The sequence below is a fragment of the Nocardioides deserti genome, assembly GCF_014266025.1.
Classification (GTDB): domain Bacteria; phylum Actinomycetota; class Actinomycetes; order Propionibacteriales; family Nocardioidaceae; genus Nocardioides; species Nocardioides deserti.
Window position 1 is genome coordinate 1 of the sequence record NZ_JACMYC010000025.1, and the last position, 21,248, is coordinate 21,248.

At 73.5% G+C, this 21,248-nt stretch carries 22 protein-coding genes; 12 read left to right on the plus strand and 10 right to left on the minus strand.

The features are described 5' to 3' along the window. Positions 1–719: PucR family transcriptional regulator ligand-binding domain-containing protein (locus tag H7344_RS19635; RefSeq protein ID WP_186347678.1), on the minus strand; the 719-nt coding region annotated here is incomplete at its 3' end. A 194-nt stretch (positions 720–913) separates the two neighbouring features. On the opposite strand from H7344_RS19635, the gene H7344_RS19640 reads away from it, so the two are divergent. Genes H7344_RS19640 through H7344_RS19660 form a run of 5 tightly spaced genes read left to right on the plus strand, consistent with a single transcriptional unit; the run spans position 914 to position 6,142 of the window. Next, positions 914–2,008, plus strand: a complete 1,095-nt coding sequence (locus tag H7344_RS19640; RefSeq protein WP_186347679.1) for a BMP family protein — start codon at positions 914–916, stop codon at positions 2,006–2,008. 20 nt (positions 2,009–2,028) lie between these two features. After that, entirely contained in the window at positions 2,029–3,651 is a 1,623-nt protein-coding gene (locus H7344_RS19645; RefSeq protein ID WP_229707211.1) for an ABC transporter ATP-binding protein, read from the plus strand. Further along, positions 3,648–4,721: an ABC transporter permease gene (locus tag H7344_RS19650; protein WP_186347681.1), complete on the plus strand. Its 1,074-nt coding sequence runs from the start codon at positions 3,648–3,650 to the stop codon at positions 4,719–4,721. The genes H7344_RS19645 and H7344_RS19650 overlap by 4 nt, the downstream gene beginning before the upstream one ends. Beyond that, positions 4,718–5,617, plus strand: coding sequence for an ABC transporter permease (locus tag H7344_RS19655; protein WP_186347682.1), 900 nt, complete (start codon positions 4,718–4,720; stop codon positions 5,615–5,617). Before H7344_RS19650 ends, H7344_RS19655 begins: the two co-directional genes overlap by 4 nt. A gap of 57 nt (positions 5,618–5,674) precedes the next feature. Continuing rightward, on the plus strand, positions 5,675–6,142 hold the full coding sequence (locus H7344_RS19660) for a nucleoside deaminase (protein WP_186347683.1): 468 nt from the start codon (positions 5,675–5,677) through the stop codon (positions 6,140–6,142). 21 nt (positions 6,143–6,163) lie between these two features. On the opposite strand, the gene H7344_RS19665 is transcribed toward H7344_RS19660, so the two are convergent. Both H7344_RS19665 and typA read right to left on the minus strand, forming a co-directional pair. Further along, positions 6,164–7,654, minus strand: coding sequence for an MFS transporter (locus H7344_RS19665; protein WP_268238560.1), 1,491 nt, complete (start codon positions 7,652–7,654; stop codon positions 6,164–6,166). Beyond that, positions 7,555–9,447, minus strand: coding sequence for a translational GTPase TypA (gene typA / locus H7344_RS19670; RefSeq protein WP_186347685.1), 1,893 nt, complete (start codon positions 9,445–9,447; stop codon positions 7,555–7,557). The genes H7344_RS19665 and typA overlap by 100 nt, the downstream gene beginning before the upstream one ends. A gap of 138 nt (positions 9,448–9,585) precedes the next feature. On the opposite strand from typA, the gene H7344_RS19675 reads away from it, so the two are divergent. After that, positions 9,586–10,056 carry a PPOX class F420-dependent oxidoreductase gene (locus tag H7344_RS19675; protein WP_186347686.1) on the plus strand — a complete coding sequence of 157 codons (471 nt, stop codon included), beginning with the start codon at positions 9,586–9,588 and terminating at the stop codon, positions 10,054–10,056. 42 nt (positions 10,057–10,098) lie between these two features. Here H7344_RS19675 and H7344_RS19680 read toward each other — a convergent pair whose 3' ends face one another. Beyond that, positions 10,099–10,731 carry a CHRD domain-containing protein gene (locus tag H7344_RS19680; RefSeq protein ID WP_186347687.1) on the minus strand — a complete coding sequence of 211 codons (633 nt, stop codon included), beginning with the start codon at positions 10,729–10,731 and terminating at the stop codon, positions 10,099–10,101. Between the two features lie 216 nt (positions 10,732–10,947). Here H7344_RS19680 and H7344_RS19685 point away from each other — a divergent pair, with 216 nt between their 5' ends. Next, a complete protein-coding gene (locus tag H7344_RS19685) occupies positions 10,948–12,255 on the plus strand; it encodes a protealysin inhibitor emfourin (RefSeq protein WP_229707210.1) in 1,308 nt (435 codons plus the stop codon). 124 nt (positions 12,256–12,379) lie between these two features. Here the strand turns inward: H7344_RS19685 and H7344_RS19690 are convergent, their stop codons facing one another. Further along, entirely contained in the window at positions 12,380–13,072 is a 693-nt protein-coding gene (locus tag H7344_RS19690; RefSeq protein WP_186347688.1) for an aspartate/glutamate racemase family protein, read from the minus strand. A 53-nt stretch (positions 13,073–13,125) separates the two neighbouring features. Continuing rightward, positions 13,126–13,887 (minus strand): SDR family oxidoreductase, encoded by a 762-nt coding sequence (locus H7344_RS19695; protein WP_186347689.1) that lies wholly within the window; start codon positions 13,885–13,887, stop codon positions 13,126–13,128. Between the two features lie 48 nt (positions 13,888–13,935). Here H7344_RS19695 and H7344_RS19700 point away from each other — a divergent pair, with 48 nt between their 5' ends. The 3 genes from H7344_RS19700 (at position 13,936) to H7344_RS19710 (ending at position 16,186) form a co-directional block, all read left to right on the plus strand. Then, positions 13,936–14,331, plus strand: a complete 396-nt coding sequence (locus H7344_RS19700; RefSeq protein WP_186347690.1) for a hypothetical protein — start codon at positions 13,936–13,938, stop codon at positions 14,329–14,331. 89 nt (positions 14,332–14,420) lie between these two features. Next, complete coding sequence (gene mshA / locus H7344_RS19705; RefSeq protein ID WP_186347691.1) at positions 14,421–15,656, plus strand: D-inositol-3-phosphate glycosyltransferase; 1,236 nt, start codon at positions 14,421–14,423, stop codon at positions 15,654–15,656. Continuing rightward, the gene (locus tag H7344_RS19710) at positions 15,653–16,186 is read left to right on the plus strand and encodes a type III secretion system chaperone family protein (RefSeq protein ID WP_186347692.1); all 534 of its coding nucleotides are present in this window, start codon (positions 15,653–15,655) and stop codon (positions 16,184–16,186) included. The genes mshA and H7344_RS19710 overlap by 4 nt, the downstream gene beginning before the upstream one ends. A gap of 23 nt (positions 16,187–16,209) precedes the next feature. On the opposite strand, the gene H7344_RS19715 is transcribed toward H7344_RS19710, so the two are convergent. Together H7344_RS19715 and H7344_RS19720 are read right to left on the minus strand one after the other, a co-directional pair. Next, a complete protein-coding gene (locus H7344_RS19715; RefSeq protein ID WP_186347693.1) occupies positions 16,210–16,569 on the minus strand; it encodes a hypothetical protein in 360 nt (119 codons plus the stop codon). Positions 16,570–16,784: 215 nt separating this feature from the next. Beyond that, on the minus strand, positions 16,785–17,741 hold the full coding sequence (locus H7344_RS19720; RefSeq protein WP_186347694.1) for a DMT family transporter: 957 nt from the start codon (positions 17,739–17,741) through the stop codon (positions 16,785–16,787). A 107-nt stretch (positions 17,742–17,848) separates the two neighbouring features. On the opposite strand from H7344_RS19720, the gene H7344_RS19725 reads away from it, so the two are divergent. Continuing rightward, the gene (locus H7344_RS19725; RefSeq protein WP_186347695.1) at positions 17,849–18,451 is read left to right on the plus strand and encodes a maleylpyruvate isomerase N-terminal domain-containing protein; all 603 of its coding nucleotides are present in this window, start codon (positions 17,849–17,851) and stop codon (positions 18,449–18,451) included. 11 nt (positions 18,452–18,462) lie between these two features. On the opposite strand, the gene H7344_RS19730 is transcribed toward H7344_RS19725, so the two are convergent. Both H7344_RS19730 and H7344_RS19735 read right to left on the minus strand, forming a co-directional pair. After that, positions 18,463–19,140 carry a response regulator transcription factor gene (locus H7344_RS19730; RefSeq protein ID WP_186347696.1) on the minus strand — a complete coding sequence of 226 codons (678 nt, stop codon included), beginning with the start codon at positions 19,138–19,140 and terminating at the stop codon, positions 18,463–18,465. Further along, a complete protein-coding gene (locus H7344_RS19735) occupies positions 19,137–20,297 on the minus strand; it encodes a sensor histidine kinase (RefSeq protein WP_186347697.1) in 1,161 nt (386 codons plus the stop codon). Before H7344_RS19735 ends, H7344_RS19730 begins: the two co-directional genes overlap by 4 nt. 123 nt (positions 20,298–20,420) lie before the next feature. Between H7344_RS19735 and phoU the strand changes: the two genes are divergently transcribed. Then, complete coding sequence (phoU, locus tag H7344_RS19740) at positions 20,421–21,074, plus strand: phosphate signaling complex protein PhoU (protein WP_186347698.1); 654 nt, start codon at positions 20,421–20,423, stop codon at positions 21,072–21,074. Positions 21,075–21,248 lie beyond the last annotated feature (174 nt).

The window sequence follows — 21,248 nt, forward strand, 5'->3', positions numbered from 1 at the left end:
AGCACGGCGAGCCGGGGGAGGGCCGGCTCGCGGGTGTCGGCCAGCGCGAGGGTCGCCCACGGGTGCCGACCGACCGATGCCTCGACCGGCGGGCCCCCGGCCACCCCGGGCGGGCCGTCGGGCGGTCCCATCGGGCTCCCGAGCGGCCCGCCCGCCCGCACGTCCTCGCCGAGCAGCAGCGTGCCGTCGGGGGAGTAGACCCCGGCCGTCGTGGCGCAGCACTCCGCGACGAGGGCCACCAGCTCCGGCCCGCTGGTGCCGCCGGCGAGCGCCTCGTGCAGCCGGGCGGTGACCTCGTCGACCCGGCGCAGCACGTCCAGCTCGCCGGTGATCAGCATCGGGTGGACCGCCTCGGTCACCTCGATGAACGGCACCACCCCGTGCAGCGCGACGAGCGGCAGCCCGTGCGCCCGGGCCGCGGCGACGAGCTCCTCGGGCGGGGTGGTGAACGTCCGACCGAGCTCCAAGAGCAGCGCCGCCACGCCCTGCGCGGCCAGCGACGCGACGTACGCCTCGATCGCCGGCGCACCCTGGCCGACCAGGCCCAGGCCGGTGGTCAACAGCACCTCGCCGCCCTTGAGCAGCGGGGAGATCCCGTAGATCTCCGAGGTGTGCACCCAGCGCACCTCGCGGGCGCCCAGGTCGCCCCCGACCAGCACCTCGGGTCGGGCCCGCCGCAGGAGGGGCATTTCGAGCAGGTGCTGCACCGTGAACGCCATGTTTCCGATCCTGGCGGAAATCGGCCGCACCCGACACGGTGTCAGGACAAGTGCTGGGAAAAGAGACGCCGTGTCCCTTGCCGCGCCGCTCGGACCAGCGCTTGACTGGCCGAGCCGGCCCCGCCGAGCAGCAGCACGACAGTCCGGTAGCAGTCCCAGAGCAGTCCTGTCCGAGGTCATCCGAGGTGGTCCCCATGAACGTCACTCCTGCATCCCGACCCCGTCGGTCCCCGCGCCGCTCCCCGCTCCGCCGCACCTGGGCAGCGGTCGCCGTCGTCGGCGCGCTCGCCCTCGCGGCGTCGGCCTGCGGCGGCTCCACCGGCGAGGAGGCCGACGGCTCCGAGGACCTGCCGCTCATCTACGGCGTCTACGCCACCCCGCTCGAGGAGCCCTGGGACGGCGCGATCCACGCCGCGCTGCAGTCGGCCGCGGACGACGGCGAGATCCGCTACAAGCACGTTGACGACCTCAGCACCTCCGACGCGATGGAGCGCGGCCTGCGCGACATCGCCTCGAACGAGGAGCCCGACGCGATCATCGGTGACGCGTTCGCGGCCGAGGAAGCGGTGCGCAAGGTCGCCGCGGAGTTCCCGGACATCCCGTTCGCCTTCGGCTCCGGCGAGGACCCGGTCGAGCCGAACATGAGCGTCTTCGACAACTGGCTCCAGGACCCGGCGTACCTCGCCGGCATGCTCGCCGGCGGCCTGACCGAGAGCGACACCATCGGCATCGTCGGCGCCATGCCGATCCCCGAGGTCAACCGCATCGTCAACGCCTTCGTGCTCGGCGTGAAGGAGACCAACCCGCAGGCGACGGTGAAGGTCTCCTTCATCAACAGCTTCTTCGACCCCGCCGCCGCCAAGCAGGCCGCGCAGGCGCACGTGTCCGCCGGTGCCGACGTGCTGTTCGCCGAGCGCGACGGCGTGATCGCCGCCGCCGAGGAGGCCGACATCCCGGTCGTCGGCATGATGGTCGACCAGGAGGAGGAGGCTCCCGACCACGTCGTCACCTCCCTGATCTGGCACATGCGGCCGACCGTCGACGCGGTCATCGAGCAGGCCACCGGCGAGCCGCAGGCGGTCGACCTGGGCGAGTTCTCCTTCATGAAGGTCGGCGGCAGCGAGCTTGCCGAGATCAACACCGACATCGCCACCAGCACCGCCGACGGCGTGCCGGAGGACCTGGTGACGAAGGTCGAGGAGAAGCAGGCCGCGATCATGGACGGCAGCTTCACCACGCCCGTGGACGAGTCCGCCCCCGCGAGCTCGATCGACGTGTCGAAGAAGTGACCGGCGGAGCCACGGACACCGTGGCCCGTCCCCTCCTCGAGCTGACCGGCATCACCAAGCGGTACGGCGACCTCCTCGCCAACGACGACGTCTCGCTGCGCGTCGCGCCCGGTGAGGTGGTCGCCATGCTCGGGGAGAACGGCGCCGGGAAGTCCACGCTGATGAAGGTCGTCTACGGCCTGGTCCGGCCCGACGCGGGCACGGTCGCCGTCGACGGCCGGCCGCTCGACATCTCCTCGCCGAAGGACGCGATGGCCGCCGGCATCGGCATGGTCACCCAGGAGTTCTCGCTCGTGGAGACCATGACGGTCACCGACAACGTCGCGCTCTCGGGCACGGGGCTCGGCCGCGTCGACCGCGCCGAGACCCGCCGCCGGGTCGTCGAGGCGATGGAGCGGGTCGGGGTCAGCCTCGACCCCGACCGGCTCGTCGGCTCGCTCTCGATCGGCGAGCGGCAGCGGGTGGAGATCGTCAAGGCGCTCTTCCACGACTGCCGGGTCGTCATCCTCGACGAGCCGACGGCCGTGCTGACGCCGCAGGACGTCCGCGCGCTCTTCGAGACCGTACGCCGCCTGCGGACCGCGGGCCTGGGCATCCTGGTCGTCTCCCACAAGCTGCGGGAGGTCGCTGAGATCTCCGACCGTGTCGTCGTCCTCCGCCGCGGGCGGCTGGTCGGGGACCGGGTCACCGCGACGGTGCGGGACGAGGAGCTCGCCGCGCTGATGATGGGCGGCAGCACCGACGAGGTCGCGGCCGCCACCGCGACGCCGGCCGCGGAGCCTTCCGAGCTCGAGGCGGCCGTCGGCATGGAAGTCCCCACCGACCAGCCCGCCGCGTCCGCCACCACCACGGCCGCGAGCCCGACCCCAGGCACCACCACGGGCACCACAACGGGCACCACCGGCGAGCCGGTGCTCCGCCTGACCGGCCTCACCGTGAGCCGCGGCGGCCGCGACCTGCTCAGCGGCATCGACCTCGCCGTCCGCGCCGGCGAGATCGTCGGTCTCGCCGGCGTCTCCGGCAACGGCCAGACCGAGCTGGTCGAGGTGCTCAGCGGCACCCTGCCGGTCACCTCCGGCACGCTCGAGGTCGACGGCCAGGACGTGACCTCGGCCGACGTCGGCAGGCGCCTGGCCGCCGGGCTCGGCCGGCTCACCGAGGACCGCCGCGGCAGCGTCGTCCCGCAGATGAGCGTGGAGCAGAACCTCGTCCTCGAGGACCTCCCCGCCTACACCCGTCGCGGCCTGCTGGACCGCAAGGCGGTCCGCGCGCACGCCGAGGCGATGATCGAGCGCTTCGACATCCGCGCCCGCCCGGCCGACGCGGTCGCGACGCTCTCGGGCGGCAACATGCAGAAGGTCCTGCTGGCCCGCGCCCTCGCGCGGCGGCCACGGGTCCTCGTCGTCGCCCAGCCCACCCGCGGCCTCGACATCGGCGCCTACCGCTACGTCCACCAGCAGCTCGACGAGCTGCGCACCGAGGGCGCCGGCGTGCTGCTGGTCTCCGAGGACCTCGACGAGCTGCGCGCGCTCAGCGACCGCGTCGTCGTGCTGTTCCGCGGCGAGGTGGTCGGCGAGATGCCGGTCGCCGAGGCGTCGCCGGACCGGCTCGGCGTCCTGATGGCCGGAGGAGGATCGTCGTGAAGTTCGTGCTGCGCGGCCACGAGCCGCGCTGGCTGGCCCCGGTGGCGGTGCTCGTCGCCGTGCTGGTGACCCTCGCGCTGACCGCCGTGCCGATCCGGCTCGCCGGGGCGGCGCCGCTGGCGGCGTACGAGCGCTATCTCGTCACCCCGCTCACCTCGACCTCCGGCTTGCACGAGGTGCTGCTGACCGCGACGCCGCTGCTGTTCACCGGCATCGCGGTGGCCATCGCCTTCCGGGCCGGCTACTGGAACATCGGCGCCGAGGGCCAGTTCCTCCTCGGCGCGATCGGCACCACCTGGGTCGGCACCACGTTCACCGACCTGCCCGCGCCCGTCGCGCTGCCGCTCGGCTTCCTCGCCGGAGCCGCCGGCGGGCTGCTGTGGGCGGTGGTCCCGGCCTGGCTCAAGCGCCGCGCCGGCATCGACGAGGTCGTCACCACGCTGCTGCTCAACCCGGTCGCGCTGCTGGTGGTGCAGGGCCTGCTCAACGGCCCGTGGCGCAACTCCAGCAGCGGCTTCACCGACTCCGACCGGCTCGGGTCCGGCTTCGACCTGCCGGCGCTCATCCCCGACAGCCGGGTCCACTGGGGCTTCGGCGTCGCGGTCGTCGTCATCGTCGTCGCCGGTGTCGTGCTCGCCCGCACCGCGACCGGCGTCCGGATCAAGGCCGCCGGTCAGGCCCCTCGCGCCGCGGAGTTCAGCGGCGTGGACGTCGGCCGGCTGCAGTGGCGCTGCGCGCTGGTCTCCGGAGCGATCGCCGGGCTCGGCGGCGCCTCGCAGGTGATGGGCGTGCAGCACCAGCTGACCGCCGGCATCAGCGACGGCTACGGCTACACCGGCGTCATCGTCGCCACCCTCGGCGGCCTCGGCGCGATCGGCGTCGTGCTGGTCGCCCTGCTGCTCGGCGACATCTCCGTCGGCGCGCAGAACGTCTCGCTGGTCCTCCAGGTCCCGGCCCAGCTCGGCGCGATGTTCAGCGCGCTGCTGCTCCTGGCGGTGCTCTCGGCGATGAGCTGGCGCCGCTACCGCCTCCAGTGGCGGCCTCGCTCACGATCAGGAGGCTCCCGATGAGCATCAACCTGCTGGCGCTCATCGGCGCCATGCTCACCATCGCGACGCCCCTGGTGTGGGCGGGGATCGGCGAGCTCATCACCGAGCGCAGCGGCGTGCTGAACCTCAGCATCGAGGGGACCATGTACCTCGGCGCCTTCATCGGGTTCCTCGCCGCCGCCCGCAGCGGGTCCCCGTGGGTCGGCCTGCTCGCCGCGGTCGTCTCCGGCGTCGTGGCCGGCGCCCTGATGGCGTTCTTCGTCGTCACGCTCGGCCTCAACCAGCACGTCTCCGGCCTGGGCCTGACGCTGCTGCTCATCGCGATCTGCGAGTTCACCTTCCGGCTGCTCTACGCCGGCGACCGGCCCACCCTGGACGACAAGTTCGCCGTGCTCTTCCGCGGCACCGACGTGCTCGCCCAGCACTGGCTGACCTACGTCGGGTTCCTCGTGCTGGCGCCCGTCACCTGGTGGGTGCTGCGCTCCACCGGGCTCGGCATGCGCCTGCACGCGGTGGGGGAGAGCTTCGAGGCCGCGGACGTCGCCGGCATCTCCGTCACGGCCACGCGGTACGTCGCCCTGATGGTCGGCAGCGCGCTGATGGCGATCGGCGGGGCGTTCCTGACCCTCGCGGTGCTGGGCAGCTTCACGCTCGACATCGTCAGCGGGCGCGGCTGGGTGTGCATCGCGCTGGTCATCTTCGCCCGTTGGCGGGTCTGGCCGGCCGTCCTCGGCGCGTTGATCTTCGCCGGGATGGACGCCCTGCAGCTGCAGCTGGCGATCACCTCCGCCTTCGACGCGGTGCCCGGCGAGCTGATGCTCGCGCTGCCCTACCTCGCCGTCATCGCCGCCCTGGCGATCGGCGGGCGCACCGTGCGCTACCCCGGCTCCTACCTCAAGGCCTACCGCCGGGCCTGAGGCGCCCGCCTCCAGCCCTCCACTCCTGAGCCCCCCACCTCCCGAACGGAGACCCACGTGAACGACGCACCCCCGACCGACGCCGACCTGCTCGCCCACGCCGTCGCCGAGGCCCGCGCCGGTCTCGCCGAGGGCGGCATCCCCATCGGCGCGGCCCTCGTGCAGGCCGACGGCACCGTGCTCGGCACCGGCCGCAACCGCCGCGTCCAGATGGAGAGCGCGACCCGCCACGGCGAGACCGACTGCCTGGAGAACGTCGGCCGGCTGCCGGCCGGCGTCTACGCCGCCTCGACGATGGTGACCACGCTCTCGCCGTGCGACATGTGCACCGGCGCGATCCTGCTCTACGGCATCCCGCGCGTGGTGATCGGCGAGAACCGCAACTTCGTCGGCGGCGAGGACTACCTGCGCTCCCGCGGCGTCGAGGTCGTCGTGCTCGACGACCCGGAGTGCATCGACTTCATGGGCGGCTTCATCCGCGACCACCCGTCGCTGTGGAACGAGGACATCGGCGTCGAGGACTGACCCGCCTCGGCCTCGTGCTGCTCAGCGAGCGCCCGGGCGCACGCTGGGCCGCACGTTGGGCCGCACGAGGCGGGCGGCGGCGAGCGCGGCGACCACCCAGACACCGGTGACGGCGAGGAGCGTCCCGCGGAAGCCGGCCTCGCCCGGCCCGCCACCGATCGCGGCCATGAGGGCGACGCTGACCGCGCTGCCGACCGAGAAGCCGACGTACCGCAGCACCTGGTTGAAGGCCATCGCGCTGCCGGTCTCCGCGGCCGGCACGTGCGGCACCATCAGCACCGCCAGCGAGGAGAACGTGAAGCCGCTGCCCAGCCCGCCCAGCGCCATCCACGCCAGCACGACCGCCAGCCCGCCGTGCGCGAACGCGAGGCCGACCGTCGCGGCGCCGAACAGCGCGCACCCGGTCGGCAGCAGGACGTGCGTGCCGAGCCGGTGGCCGACGGCGCGGGCGAGGCGGCTGCCGAGCACGCTCAGCACGGAGTACGGCACCAGTGCCAGGCCGGCGACCGCCACCGGGTGGCCGAGCCCCCAGCCGCCGGTCGCGGCCGGGTCGGCCTGCACGAGCACCATCACCAGCGTGAGCAGGGCGTACATCCCCGTGCCGGCGACCACCGCCACGAGGTTCGGCCCGGCGAGCCCCGGCCGGGTCGCCAGGCGCAGGTCGACCAGCGGCGTCGCCGACCGCAGCGTGCGCCGGACCCACCGGGCCAGCAGCGTCAGCCCGGCCGCGGCCAGCCCGAGCGTCACCGGGGAGGTCCAGCCCCACACCTCGCCGCGGCTGACCGCCAGCAGCAGACCGACCAGGCCGAGCGCCACGAGCAGCGCACCGAGCCAGTCGACCGCGGCCGGCTCGGCCCCGGCGTCGGCGGGCACGACGAACCACGCCAGCGCGAGGGTGAGCCCGACCAGCCCCGTCCCGAGGAGGTACGCCGCGGGGAGACCGCCGGCGTCGGCCACCAGCGCCGTGACCGGGTAGCCGAGCCCCGCGCCGGCCACGGTCGTCACCGACAGGAAGCCGATCACCCCCGGCAGCCGGGCCGGGGGCACCACGTCGCGGGCGATCGCCAGCGCGAGCGGCACCAGCGCCATGCCGACGCCCTGGAGCGCCCGCCCGGCCACCAGCCACGCGAAGCCGAGCGGCAGCGCGGAGATCGCCGTACCCACCGTCACGACGGCGAGCCCGGCCAGCACCGTCGGCCGTCGCAGCCGACCGCTGCCGAGCCGCCCGACCACCGGCGTGCTGACCGCGCCGGCGACCAGGGCGGCGGTGAGCGTCCACTGGGCGTCCTCGAGCCGGACGCCGCGGTCGGCCGCGATCGCGGGGACCAGGGGTGCGCCGAGGCTGCTGACCACGGCGGTCACCGTGGTCAGCAGCGCGAGGGTCGGCAGGAGGAGCCGACCGGGGTCGGTGCTTACTTCGACTTCCGGGCGCGCGAGGCGATCTTCGCCCGCTCGTTGGCGTCCAGGATCACCTTGCGGATGCGCACCATCTCGGGGGTGACCTCGACGCACTCGTCGTCGCGGCAGAACTCCAGGCACTGCTCGAGGGAGAGCTTCTTCGGCGGGATGAGCTTCTCGAAGTTGTCGGAGGTGGCGGACCGGATGTTGGTCTGCTGCTTCTCCTTGGTGATGTTGACGTCCATGTCGTCGGCGCGGGAGTTCTCGCCGACGATCATGCCCTCGTAGACCTCGGTGGTCGGCTCCACGAACATCACGCCGCGCTCCTGCAGCGACGTCATGGCGTAGGCCGTCGCCGCGCCCTTGCGGTCGGCGACCAGCGAGCCGTTGTTGCGCGAGCGGATCTCGCCGGCCCACGGCTCGTACTTCTCGAAGATGTGGTGGGCGATGCCGGTGCCGCGGGTCTCGGTGAGGAACTGGGTGCGGAAGCCGATGAGGCCGCGCGCGGGGACCAGGAACTCCATCCGGACCCAGCCGGTGCCGTGGTTGGTCATCTGCTCCATGCGGCCCTTGCGGGCGGCGAGCAGCTCGGTGATCGTGCCGAGGTACTCCTCGGGCGCGTCGATCGTGAGGCGCTCGACCGGCTCGTGGACCTTGCCGTCGACCTCGCGGGTGACCACCTGGGGCTTGCCGACGGTCAGCTCGAAGCCCTCGCGGCGCATCTGCTCGACGAGGATCGCCAGCGCCAGCTCGCCGCGGCCCTGGACCTCCCAGGCGTCGGGGCGCTCGGTGGGCAGGACGCGCAGCGACACGTTGCCGATCAGCTCGGAGTCGAGGCGGTCCTTGACCAGGCGGGCGGTGACCTTCGAGCCCTTGACCCGGCCGACCAGCGGGCTGGTGTTGGTGCCGATCGTCATCGAGATGGCCGGCTCGTCGACGTGGATGAGCGGCAGCGCGACCGGGTTCTCCGGGTCGGCCAGCGTCTCGCCGATGGTGATGTCGGGGATGCCGGCGATCGCGACGATGTCGCCGGGGCCGGCGGACTCGCCGGGCTTTCGCTCGAGGCCCTCGGTGACGAGCAGCTCGGTGATCTTGACGCGGTTGACCGAGCCGTCGCGCTTCATCCACGCGACCTGCTGGCCCTTCTTCAGCACGCCCTGGTGGACCCGGACCAGCGCGAGGCGGCCGAGGAACGGCGAGGAGTCGAGGTTGGTGACGTGGGCCTGGAGCGGCGCGCCCTCGTCGTACATCGGGGCCGGGATGGTCTCGAGGATGGTCTTGAACAGCGGCTCGAGGTCCGGGCTGTCCGGCAGCTCGCCGTTGGCCGGCTGCTCGAGGCCCGCGACGCCGGCGCGGCCCGAGGCGTAGACGACCGGGAAGTCGAGCGCCTCCTGGCTGTGGCTGTCGTCGAGCAGGTCCATGAACAGCTCGTAGGTCTCGTCCACGACCTCCGCGATCCGCGCGTCGCCGCGGTCGGTCTTGTTGACGACGAGGATCACCGGCATGTCGGCGTTGAGCGCCTTGCGGAGCACGAAGCGGGTCTGGGGGAGCGGGCCCTCGGAGGCGTCGACCAGCAGCACGATGCCGTCGACCATCGACAGGCCGCGCTCGACCTCGCCGCCGAAGTCGGCGTGGCCGGGGGTGTCGATGATGTTGATCGTCATCGGCTCGCCACCGGCGGCCGGACCGGCGTAGTGGACCGCGGTGTTCTTCGCGAGGATGGTGATGCCCTTCTCGCGCTCGAGGTCGCCGGAGTCCATGACCCGCTCGGCGACGCTCTCGGCCTGGTGCGCGGTGAAGGCGCCGGCCTGGCGCAGCATGGCGTCGACCAGCGTGGTCTTGCCGTGGTCGACGTGCGCGACGATGGCGACGTTGCGCAGGTCCGTGCGGGCGGTGGTTCCGGGCATGGGTGTGGTACGTCGCTTCCGTCGGGAGTCAAGTCAGGTGCTGCAGGACAGCGGGGCCGCGAGAGGGCCTCGTCGAGTCTAGGGGCGCCTGCCGCATCGACTCGCATCGTCAGGAGCGCCCCCGGGCACCGTGGACCCATGCCGTCCATCGCCACGAACACCCGCGTCGACCTGCCCGAGCTGCTCGACTTCGTCCGCACCCGCCACCACCTGGTGCTCCTCACCTTCCGCTCCGATGGCCGCCCGCAGCTCTCCCCGGTGACCGGCGGGGTTTCCGCCGACGGGCGGGTCGTCGTCTCGACCTACCCCGACCGCGCCAAGGCCGTGAACCTGCGCCGCGACCCCCGCTGCTCCGTGCTCGTCCTCTCCGACGAGTGGGACGACGCCTGGGTGCAGGTCGACGGCACCTGCGAGGTGCTCGACATGCCGTCTGCCGAGGCCGAGGACGGGCTGGTCGAGTACTTCCGGTGCATCTCCGGCGAGCACCCCGACTGGGAGGAGTACCGCCAGGCGATGCGTAGGCAGGGCAAGTCGCTGCTCCGGATCACTCCCACCTCCTGGGGCCCCGTCGCCACCGGCGGCTTCCCGCCCGACCGCGTGCCGTCCTGATGCACACGGGCGCCGACCGAGGCCGGCGCCCGCGCGCTCCGATCACTTCAGGCGGAGGACACCACAGGTGGCGGGGTCGGTGGCCTCTGCGGGCAGGGCGGGGTCGAGCTCGCTGCGCCCGGCGGAGCGGAAGTCGTACTCGCCGTTGTTGTTGTAGTCCACACCGTGGATGACCACGACGGCGTTGCCGCGCTTGATGCCGTTGGCGACGAACTGCTTGGTGCGGGTGTGGCGCTCGTAGTGGATGTGGCCGTCGGGCGCGGTCGGGAAGCGGTTGACGGCCAGGGTGCTGTCGGCCGAGGTGTCGCCCCGCTCAGTGAGCGAGACCCGGACCGGCCCGTAGGCGGGCTGACCCTCAGCCGTGGTCAGCCGGAAGTCGCCGTTCGCGTCCATCTCGACGTTCGGGCACTCGTTGAGCGCCTGCTTGCCGAAGTGGATGTGCTGGGCGTGCGGCAGGCCGGGCTCCAACCGGTGCGCATTGAGCTTGACGTGCAGCTTGCGCCCGTCGACGACGACCTTGGCCTTGCCGGTGACACCCGAGTTGTTGAGCGGGTTGAGGTCGGCGACGACCTGGGTCCCGTCCACACCGGTCGGGGCGCCGGATGCGGACGAGACCATGCCGGCCGTGCCGAGACCTGCGGCGACGACGCCGCTCAGCAGCGTCGCGCCGGCCACGGCTGCTCTCCTTCGGTTGATGCGCATGTCGAACCTCCACTCGTGTCCGCGGCGACCTGCCGCGTGTGTGGTCTTCGTCACGGACCGGCGCCGCAGATGGTGATCGGCCCGAGCTTTGCCGAGAGCCCTCTCATCGCCGGCCGCCGCATCGGTCCCCGGGGCCCTTGACGGCCTCGGCCCTCGACGGTCCGGGCCGGATGGTCCACGCTGGCGGACGTGACTCGGGCCTGCTGCACGTTCGTCCCGCCGTACCTCCTGCGCCGCCTCGTCGACACCGACCCGGCGTACGCCGGCGGGCTGAGCCTCGACGACCGGCACCGTTCGCACCGGGCCGCGGTCGCGCCCGCCACGCCGCCGGAACCCGGTCGGGCGGCCGCCTGGACCGTCCACGACGCGCGCGGCGGCACCGACCTTCCCGGCACGCCCCGCCGCGCGGCCGGCGACCCGCCGACCGGTGACCTCGCGGTCGACGAGGCGTCCGAGGGGACCGCCGCGGCGCTGGCGCTGTTCGAGGAGGCCTACGGGCGGGCGTCGTACGACGGCCGCGGCGCGCCGGTGTCGGTGACGGTGCACTACGGCCGGGGCTACGCCAACGCGTTCTGGGACGGCACCCAGCTGGTCTTCGGCGACGGCGACGGCCGGGTCTTCGAACGGTTCACCAAGCCGGTCGACGTGCTCGGCCACGAGCTCGCGCACGCGGTCGTCGAGCACACCGCCGGGCTGGTCTACGAGGGCCAGTCCGGCGCGCTCAACGAGTCCGTCGCGGACGCCTTCGCCGCCTGCCTCAAGCAGCGGTTGCTCGGCCAGACCGCGGCCGAGGGCGACTGGCTCGTCGGCGCGGGCTTGTTCCGGCCGGGCGTCGCCGCCCGCGGGCTGCGCGACATGGCCGCGCCCGGCACGGCGTACGACGACCCGGCGCTGGGCCGCGACCCGCAGCCGGCGCACCTCGACGCCTACGTCGAGACGACCGACGACCACGGCGGGGTCCACGTCAACTCCGGCATCCCCAACCGCGCCTTCCACCTCGCTGCGCTCGCGGTCGGCGGCACGTCGGAGGCCGGCGCCGGGAGGATCTGGTACGACGCGCTGACCGGCGGCGACGTCGGCCCGCGGAGCGACTTCGCGTCGTTCGCGGCCGCCACGGTGCTCGCCGCCGGCCCCCACGCCGACGCCGTCCGCGACGCTTGGCAGGAGGTGGGTGTCGTGCCGGGGGCGACGGGCGTGCCAGGCGCGCGGGCCGCGGCCCCAGCGCCCGGCCTGCGGGTCGTCGTGCGCCGGACCGGCGGCTTCGCCGGGCTGGTCGTCGAGGCCGCCGTCGACCTCGACGCCGATCGCGACGACCCGCGCGTGCCCGAGCTCCGGTCGCTGGTCGGGCGGGTGGACCTGGCCGGCGTAGGGCAGGTGTCGGCGGTGCCGGACGCCTTCGTCTACGACCTCGACGTCTGCGGCGAGCGCGCCGTCGTGCCCGAGCCCCGCCTCACCCCCGACCTGCGCCGGATCGTGGAGCTGGTGCTGGGCGACTGACCGCTCCCGCGGCGGCCGCGCTCCCTGGAGGCGCCGTGCAGGCACCGCCGCCGGGGCTGCCACCGGGGTAGTAACGGTCAGGAACGTCCGTCACTACCCCCGCGGAGGTCAGGAACGTCCGTTACTACCCCGCCAGCGCGCGGTCGAGCGCGGCAGCCACGTGCAGCGTGGTGCAGGGGAAGACGGGGATGTCGGCGTCGGCCTGCTTGACGAGCAGCTCGAGCTCGGTGCAGCCGAGGACGACCCCGGCGGCGCCGGCGTCCCAGAGCTCGTCGATCACCGACACCACGCGGCGGCGGGAGGTGTCGAGGACGCGGCCGTGGACGAGCTCGCCGTACACGATGTCGTCGAGCTCCTGGTGGTGCTTCTCCTCCGGCACGTGCACGGTGATGCCGTGGCTCGCGAGCCGGTCGGTGAAGAACGGCCGGGTCATCGAGAAGCGGGTCCCGAGGAAGCCCACCGACGACACGCCGGCCTCCTGGCAGGCGGCGGCGACGACGTCGGCGAGGTGGAGGACAGGTACGTCGACGGCGGCCTCGACCTGGTCGAAGACCTGGTGGTACGCCGTCGTGCACATCAGCAGGAAGTCCGCACCGGCCCGCTCCACCCCCTGCGCGGCGGCGACCAGGAGCGCGGCGACGTCGTCCCAGCGCTCGGCCGCGGCCAGCTCGGTGACCTCGGCGAACTCGACCGAGGCGAGCACGGTGCGCGCGGAGTGCAGCCCGCCGAGGCGCTCCTCGACACCGCGGTTGAGGCCTTCGTAGTAGACGGCGCTGCTCTTCCAGCCGAGCCCGCCGAGGAGTCCGATCGTCTGCATGGCGCCCACCCTGTCAGACGAGTGGCCCCGGGTGTACCGATCGGTAACCGGTGTCACTCGAAGACGCGGTGCACCTTGTGCTGGGCGGCCTGGGCGCGGGGGCGGATGACCAGCTCGTCGATGTTGACGTGCGGCGGGCGAGTGACCATCCAGGTGATCGCGTCGGCGACGTCCTCGGCGGTCAGCGGCTCGGCCACGCCGGCGTACACCGCCTCCGCCTTCTCGCGGTCGCCCTCGAACCGCACCAGCGCGAACTCGTCGGTCTTCACCATCCCCGGCGCGATCTCGCACACCCGCACCGGCTGGTCCCACAGCTCCAGGCGCAGCGTCTCGGTGACGACCTGGGTGCCGTGCTTGGCGGCGGTGTAGCCCGCGCCGCCCTCGTAGGCGGTCCGCCCGGCCGTTGACCCGACGTTGAGGATCATCCCGGCGCCGCTCGCGACCAGCGCCGGCAGGAGCGCCCGGGTGACCTGCATCAGGCCGATGACATTGACCTCGTACATCCGCCGCCACTCGTCGCTGTCGGCCTGCGCCACCGGCGTCGACCCGAACGCGCCGCCGGCGTTGTTGACCAGCACGTCGAGCCGGCCGCCGACCAGCTCGGCGAGCGCGGCGACCGACTCCTCGGAGGTCACGTCGCAGACCACCGCGGTGCCGCCGATCTCGTCCGCCAGCGCCTCCACCCGGTCCGCCCGGCGGGCCGCGCAGAAGACGGAGAAGCCCTCCGCGGCCAGCATCCGGGCGGTCGCGGCGCCGATGCCGCTGCTGGCTCCGGTGACGACGGCGGTGCGACGGGGGGTGGGGCTCTCGCTCATGCGGACCATTGTCGTGAGGCAGCCCGGCCGCTGGCACACTGGCCTGCCGTGCCCCAGCCCCGCCTGCTCCTGCTCGCCCGGTGCGCCGGCGCGCTCGGCGGCCTCGCCTGGCTGGCGCGCTGGCCGCTCGGTGACAGCAGCACCGACGGCGCCGCCGCCGACGCGACGTACTGGCTCGGCCTGGTCGCGCTGGCCGTCTCGCTCGCGGCGTACGGCGCCGCGCTGGTGAAGGTGGCCTGGCTGCAGGTCGTGGTGGCCCTCGCGCTGCCGGTGCTGGTCTGGTCGGTGCTGGAGGTGCTTCGCGGCGACGGCGACGGCCTCGTGGTCGACGCCGTGGTCGGGCTGGTGCTGCTCGTCGTGGCGGTGACCGGACTGGTGCGGGCGCGGTCACGGTCACAGGCGCGCGCCGGTCGACGAACGGGTACCGGAGCCCACACCCGGTGACGGGAACAACCGACGGCCTCCGCCGGTTGGCTCCCGGAGAACCGGCGGACGGCGGAAGGACGAGCGTGGACCGGATCAGGCGGTTGGCGATGATCAGCCTGCACACCTCGCCCCTCGACCAGCCTGGCACCGGCGACGCCGGCGGCATGAACGTCTACGTCGTCGAGGTCGCCAAGCGGCTGGCGCGGCACGGCATCGAGGTCGACGTCTTCACCCGCGCGACCAGCTCGGCGCTGCCGCCGGTGGTGCAGGCGTACGACGGGGTGTCGGTGCGCCACGTGCACGCCGGGCCGTTCGAGGGGCTGACCAAGCTCGAGCTGCCCGCGCAGCTGTGCGTCTTCGCCCGCGAGGTGCTGCGCGCCGAGGCGGTCCAGCCGGTCGGCCACTACGACGTCGTGCACTCCCACTACTGGCTCTCGGGCCAGGTCGGGGCGCTCGCCCGCGACCGCTGGCGCGTGCCGCTCGTGCACTCGATGCACACGATGGCGAAGGTCAAGAACGCCGCGCTCGCCGCCGGCGACGCCCCCGAGCCGACCGCCCGGATCATCGGCGAGGAGCAGGTGGTCGAGGCGGCCGACGCGCTCATCGCCAACACCGACCTCGAGGCCAAGCAGCTGATCGAGCTGTACGACGCCGACCCGGGCCGCGTCGAGGTGGTCCACCCCGGCGTCGACCTGTCGGTCTTCCGTCCCTCCGACCGGGCCGCCGCGCGCGCCGCCCTCGACCTGCCGCTCGACGCGCACGTGCTGCTCTTCGCCGGTCGGATCCAGCCGCTCAAGGCGCCCGACGTGCTGCTGCGGGCCGTGGCCGAGCTGCTCCGCCGCTCGCCGGACCTGCGCTCCCGGCTGGTCGTGCCGATCGTGGGCGGCCCGTCCGGCTCCGGGCTCGACCGGCCCGAGTCGCTCGCCGCGCTGGCCGCGGAGCTCGGCATCACCGACGTGGTGCGCTTCGTGCCGCCGGTCGACCAGGCGACGCTCGCCCGCTGGTACGCCGCCGCCACGGCCGTCGCCGTGCCGTCGTACAACGAGTCCTTCGGGCTCGTCGCTGCCGAGGCCCAGGCCTGCGGCACCCCGGTCCTCGCCGCCGCCGTGGGCGGGCTGACCACCGTCGTCCGCGACGGCCGCAGCGGCCTGCTCGTCGAGGGCCACGACGCCCGCGACTGGGCCGGCGCGCTCGCCCGCGTCGTCGACGACCCCGTCCTGCGCGACCGGCTCGCCGCCGGCGCGCTCGCGCAGGCCCGGGAGTTCTCCTGGGAGGCGACCGCCGCCGCCACCCTCGACGTCTACCGCCGGGCACGCGCCGGCATGCGGGAGGCCGCTGCGTGAACGAGCAGACCGCCGAGTCCGTCCGGTCCTACCTGGCCGAGAACGAGATCGAGTTCGAGGAGACCCGCGAGGGCCTCTTCTCCTTCACCCTCCCCGGCGAGAAGAAGCTGCAGACCGCCGTCCGCCTCGACGTCGGCGAGCACGCGCTCGGCGTCCACGCGTTCGTCTGCCGCAACCCCGACGAGAACCACGAGCGCGTCTACCGCTGGCTGCTCGAGCGCAACCTGCGGATGTACGCCGTCTCCTTCGCCGTCGACCGCACCGGCGACATCTACCTCGACGGCCGGCTGCCGCTCTCCTCGGTCAGCCCGGACGAGCTCGACCGGCTGCTCGGCTCGGTGCTGTCCTACGCCGACGAGTCGTTCAACGCCATCCTCGAGCTCGGCTTCGCCTCCTCCATCCGCAAGGAGTGGGAGTGGCGCAAGCTGCGCGGCGAGTCCACCCGCAACCTCGAGGAGTTCCGCGGCTGGCTGGAGTCCGGCGACGACCCCGATCCCGACGCCGACACCGCCGCCGGCAGCCTGAACTAGCGCTCCGGCGCTCGGCCCGGCGCTCAGGCGGCGGGCAGGGCGGCGCGGACGGTCTCGACCCGGGTGCGGAGCCGGTTGAGGACGAAGTACCACTCGCTGCCGTCGCGCAGCACCACCCGCAGCCGCCGGCGGAGCCCGCCGCCGAAGAAGTGCCGCAGGTCCACCGGTGTCGTGCCGACCTCCGCGACCTCCGCCAGCGGCACCGACCAGGTCTTGCCCGCCAGTGCCCGGTCGACGCCGTGCGGCTCGAAGTGCAGCCGCCGGTCGGTGAGCCACATCCGGCCGCCGGTCGCGCGCTGCGCGTGCTGGGTGTGGTTGGCGAACCAGCTGTCGAGCACCCGCTCGCCGGGTTCGAGCGGGACGTTCGGGGTGCGGCGCGTCATGGCCGCACCCTTCCCGCCGGAGCATCCGGTCATGCCCGGGTCGGCGCTCTCGTCGGGCCGGCCCGGAGGCGTCGACGATCGTTCAATTGCGCGGGAATGTCGCAGTTCCGGCCGTCCCAGGCGCTGAAACCGCGCAATTGCGCAGTTGTCGACGCCCGGCACCCATCCCAGCCGGGCCAGGCCACCCCAGTCAGGCCGGCCGGGCCAACCCCCGGTCAGCCCTGTGCCGGCTCGACCGCGGCGGTGCGGGGCTTGCGCCGCGCGACGGCGACGCCGACCAGCGCGAGCACGCCACCGGCGTACGCCATCGCCGGCGGGGCCTCGGAGAGCAGCAGCACGCTCAGCACGATGGTGATCGGCGGGACGAGGTAGGTCGTGATGCCGAGGCTGGAGGCGGTCATGTGCTGCAGGGCGAAGGCGTACGTCGTGAACGCGATCGCCGTGGGGAAGATCCCCAGGTAGACGACCCACAGCACCGAGCTGGTCGGGGCCTCGCCGACCTCGCGCACCAGCTCACCGGCCCACGGCAGGCAGGCGACCGCGCCGATGGTGCACGCCAGCCACGTGACGTGCAGAGCGGAGAGCTTGGCGACCAGCGGCTTCTGGAGCACCAGGCTGATCGAGTAGACGAGCGCGGCGACCAGGCACAGCACCACGCCGAGCGGGTCGCGGTTGTCCGCCTCAGAGGTCGAGAACGCGATCACGGCCACGCCGGCGAAGGCGAGGGCGAGGCCGAGCGCGAGGTAGATGGTGAACCGCTCGGAGAGGAACACGGCTGCCAGCAGCGCGATGAGCACCGGCGAGACCTGGATGAGCATGACGGCGGTGCCGGCGTCGACCCGGTGCTCACCGGCGTTGAGGGCGACGTTGTAGACGCCGTACCAGAGCACGCCGATGGTCACGAGCGAGATCCACTGCCGGCCGGTGGGGCGGGGGAGGCGCCGGCCGAGCACGAAGAGCGAGAGCGCGACCGAGCCGACCAGCAACCGCCCCAGCGAGAGCGAGCCCGGCCCGAAGTCGTCGGCGAGGTGGCGGATCGCCACGAACGCCGACGCCCACAGCACGAGCGTCACGCCGACCGCCGCGACCGGCAGCCACGCCGGCGCACCGCCGTCGGCCGGGGCCGGGGCGGTGGCGGAGGAGGGCTGCGGGGTCGTCGTACCGGTCGTCACCACCCAAGCGTAGGGACGGGCACCGACGGATGACACGCGGTTTCCGGACGTCGAGGCGCGATCGCCTGCCACGTTCGTCACGCCGAGCGCGCGGGCACCGGTGCGGCGTGCTCGAGGAGGTGTACGCCGCGTTCACCGCGAGGCTCCGGACGCGGTCCGAGGAGGAGCTCGCCCGGCCGTCCCGCGCGGAGGCCTGGACCGTGCGCGAGCTGCTCCTCCACCAGCTGTCCGACGCCCGGCGCGCGCTCGTGGCCCTGGCGACGCCGGCGGAGGGTCCAGCCGACGTCGATGCGGTGACGTACTGGCGGGCCTTCCGCCCCGACGTCGGCGACGGCGGCGCGGCCCACGCGCGCCTCGTCGTGCGGGTCGCGGCGGCGTACGACGGCACCGCCGGCCTGCTCGCGGAGTGGGACGAGACCTCGGGGGCGGCCGCACGGGCCGCCGCGGCGGCAGACCCGGACGCGCTCGTGGCGACCCAGGGTCACGTGCTGACCGTCCGCGACCTGGTGTCGACGCTGGTCGTCGAGGCGACCGTGCACCTGCTCGACGCCTGGGCCGAGCCGCCGTCCGCTGCGCTGGACCACACCCTGCAGGTGCTCGAACGGATCCACGGCGGCCCACTCGCGCCGGCGCCGAGCCCCGCGGAGCAGGTGCTGCAGGCGACCGGCCGAGCGCCGAGCGACCACGCGGCGTACCCGCTGCTCGGCTGAGCGCCGGTGGGCTACAGGTCGAGCTTGTAGCCCAGCCCGCGCACGGTGACGAGGTACTTCGGCTCGCCCGGGTCCGGCTCGAGCTTGGCGCGCAGCCGCTTGACGTGGACGTCGAGGGTCTTGGTGTCGCCGACGTAGTCCGACCCCCACACCCGGTCGATCAGCTGGCCGCGGGTGAGCACGCGGCCGGGGTTGCGCAGGAACATCTCCAGCAGCTCGAACTCCTTGAGCGGCAGCCGCTGCTCGACCCCGTCGACGGTGACGACGTGCCGCTCGACGTCCATCCGCACCGGCCCGGCCTCGAGCGCGGCGGGCGCGAGCTCCGGCTCCTGCCCGCGGCGCAGGACCGCGCGGATGCGGGCGACGAGCTCGCGGGGGGAGTAGGGCTTGGTGACGTAGTCGTCGGCGCCGAGCTCGAGCCCGACCACCTTGTCGACCTCGTCGTCCTTGGCGCTCACCATGATCACCGGGACGTTGGAGGTCTGCCGGATCGTGCGGCACACCTCGGTGCCGGGGATGCCGGGGAGCATCAGGTCCAGCAGCACGATGTCGGCGCCGTTGCGGTCGAACTCCGCCAGCGCGGTGTGGCCGTCGGCCGCGACGGCGACCTCGAAACCCTCCTTGCGCAGCATGTACGAGAGAGCGTCGCTGTAGCTCTCCTCATCCTCGACGACGAGTACCCGGGTCACGGGCGTTCCTCCTGGTTGACGGGGTCCGAGACGGCAGGGTCCGAGACGGTTGCGGGCAGCGTGAGCGTGAACGTCGAGCCCTGGCCCTCGACCGACCACACGCGCACCTCGCCGCCGTGGGTGGCGGCGACGTGCTTGACGATGGAGAGACCGAGGCCGGTGCCGCCCGTGGAGCGGTGACGGGCGGGGTCGACGCGGTAAAAGCGCTCGAAGATCCGCTCGATCTCCTCGTTCGGGATGCCGATGCCCTGGTCGACCACGGAGATCTCCACCATGTCGTCGGTGGCCTTGGTGGTGACGAGCACGGTCGAGTCGGGCTCGGAGTAGGACACGGCGTTCGCGACCAGGTTGGAGACCGCGGCCGCGACCTGGTCGGTGTTGCCGAGCACCCGCAGCCCGCGGGCGCCGCTGGTGACCACGGCGATCCGCTTGGCGTCGGCGTCGATCGCGCTGGTGTCGACGGCGAGCTCGATCACCCGGTCGACCTCGACCGGCTGCGGCGCCTCGAGCGGGTCGTCGCCCTGCAGCCGGGACAGCTCGATGATCTGCTGCACCAGCTGTCCGAGCCGTTCGCTCTCCAGCAGCATCCGGGCGGAGAACCGCTTGACCGCCTCCGGGTCGTCCGCCGCGTCCGCGACCGCCTCGGAGAGCAGCCGGATCGCCCCGACCGGGGTCTTCAGCTCGTGGCTGACGTTCGCGACGAAGTCCCGCCGCACCGCCTCGACCCGCCGCTCCCTGGTGCGGTCCTCGACCAGGACGAGCACCAGCCGCGACCCGAGGGGGGCCACCCGGGCGCTGACCGAGCGGGCGGGGACGCCGGGGCGGGTGATGGTCAGCTCGGTCTCGCGGATGTGCCCGTCGCGGCGTACCTGCCGGACCAGCTCCGCGAGCTCGTCGCTGGTCAGCGCGACGCCGCGCACCAGGCCCAGGGAGTACGCCGGCGCGCTGGCCTTGAGCACCGTGTCGGACTCGTCGACCACGACCCCGCTGCTGCGGAGCACCGACAGCACGGTCGCGACGCCCGGCGGGACCACCGGCCGCTCGCTGACCGGCACGCGGTGCTGCTGACGCTCGCTGACCGCCCAGGCCAGCACGGCGGCGCCACCGACGACGGCCCCGATGATCGCGGCCAGGAAGGCCTGCGTCGTCGGGTCCACACCTGCGATCGTACGGCCGCTCTCGGGTCCCGGACGCCGCACCCGTGGTCGGTTCACGAACGTTCATCCCGCGTTCACCGTGGCAGCGCCGCCCGTTGCCTCCGGTGGCGCACCCTCGTCCTCATGCGCGACGTCTTCCACGAGCAGCTCGAGTCCGTCTTCTCCGACCTGGCCGGCATCTGCGGCCAGGTCGAGCTCGCGGTCGGCGAGGCCACCCGCGCGCTGCTCACCGGCGACGCCGAGCTCGCGGAGAAGGTCATCAGCGGCGACGCCGAGATCGACCGCGCCCGCGAGGAGGTCGAGGAGGCGGCGTTCCTGCTGCTGTCCCTGCAGGCCCCGGTCGCCGGCGACCTGCGCACGGTCGTGGCCGCGCTGCGGATGGTCAGCGAGCTCGAGCGGATGGGCGACCTGTCGGTGCACGTCGCCAAGATCGCGCGGCTGCGGGTGCCCGGCATCGCGGTCCCCGACGAGGTGCGGCCGACCATCGAGCGGATGGCCACCGTGGCCGAGGACATGGTCCAGCGCGTCGCCGAGATCATCACCCGCCGCGACGTCGCCGCCGCCATCGCGCTCGGCCGCGCCGACGAGGAGATGGACCAGCTGCGCCGCCGCAGCTTCGCCGAGCTCCTCGCCGACGACTGGCAGCACGGCGTCGAGGCGGCCGTCGACATCGCCCTGCTCGGCCGGTACTACGAGCGGATCGCCGACCACGCCGTCTCGGTCGCCAACCGGGTCGTCTTCGTCGTCACCGGCGACCACCCCACCGCCGTCGGCTGACCGCCGCTCGCGGTCGACCCCCGGGCAGTCGTCGGGGTAGTAACGGACCGCGGGTTCAGGGAGTCGTTGCACCGCCACGGGTAGTGGAGGTGCGGAGTGGGGATCGAGCGGGCAGATCGTCGGCGGTTCTGGTTGGCGGTGAGGTCGGGGCAGTGGGCTGGTGAGGCGGCGGTC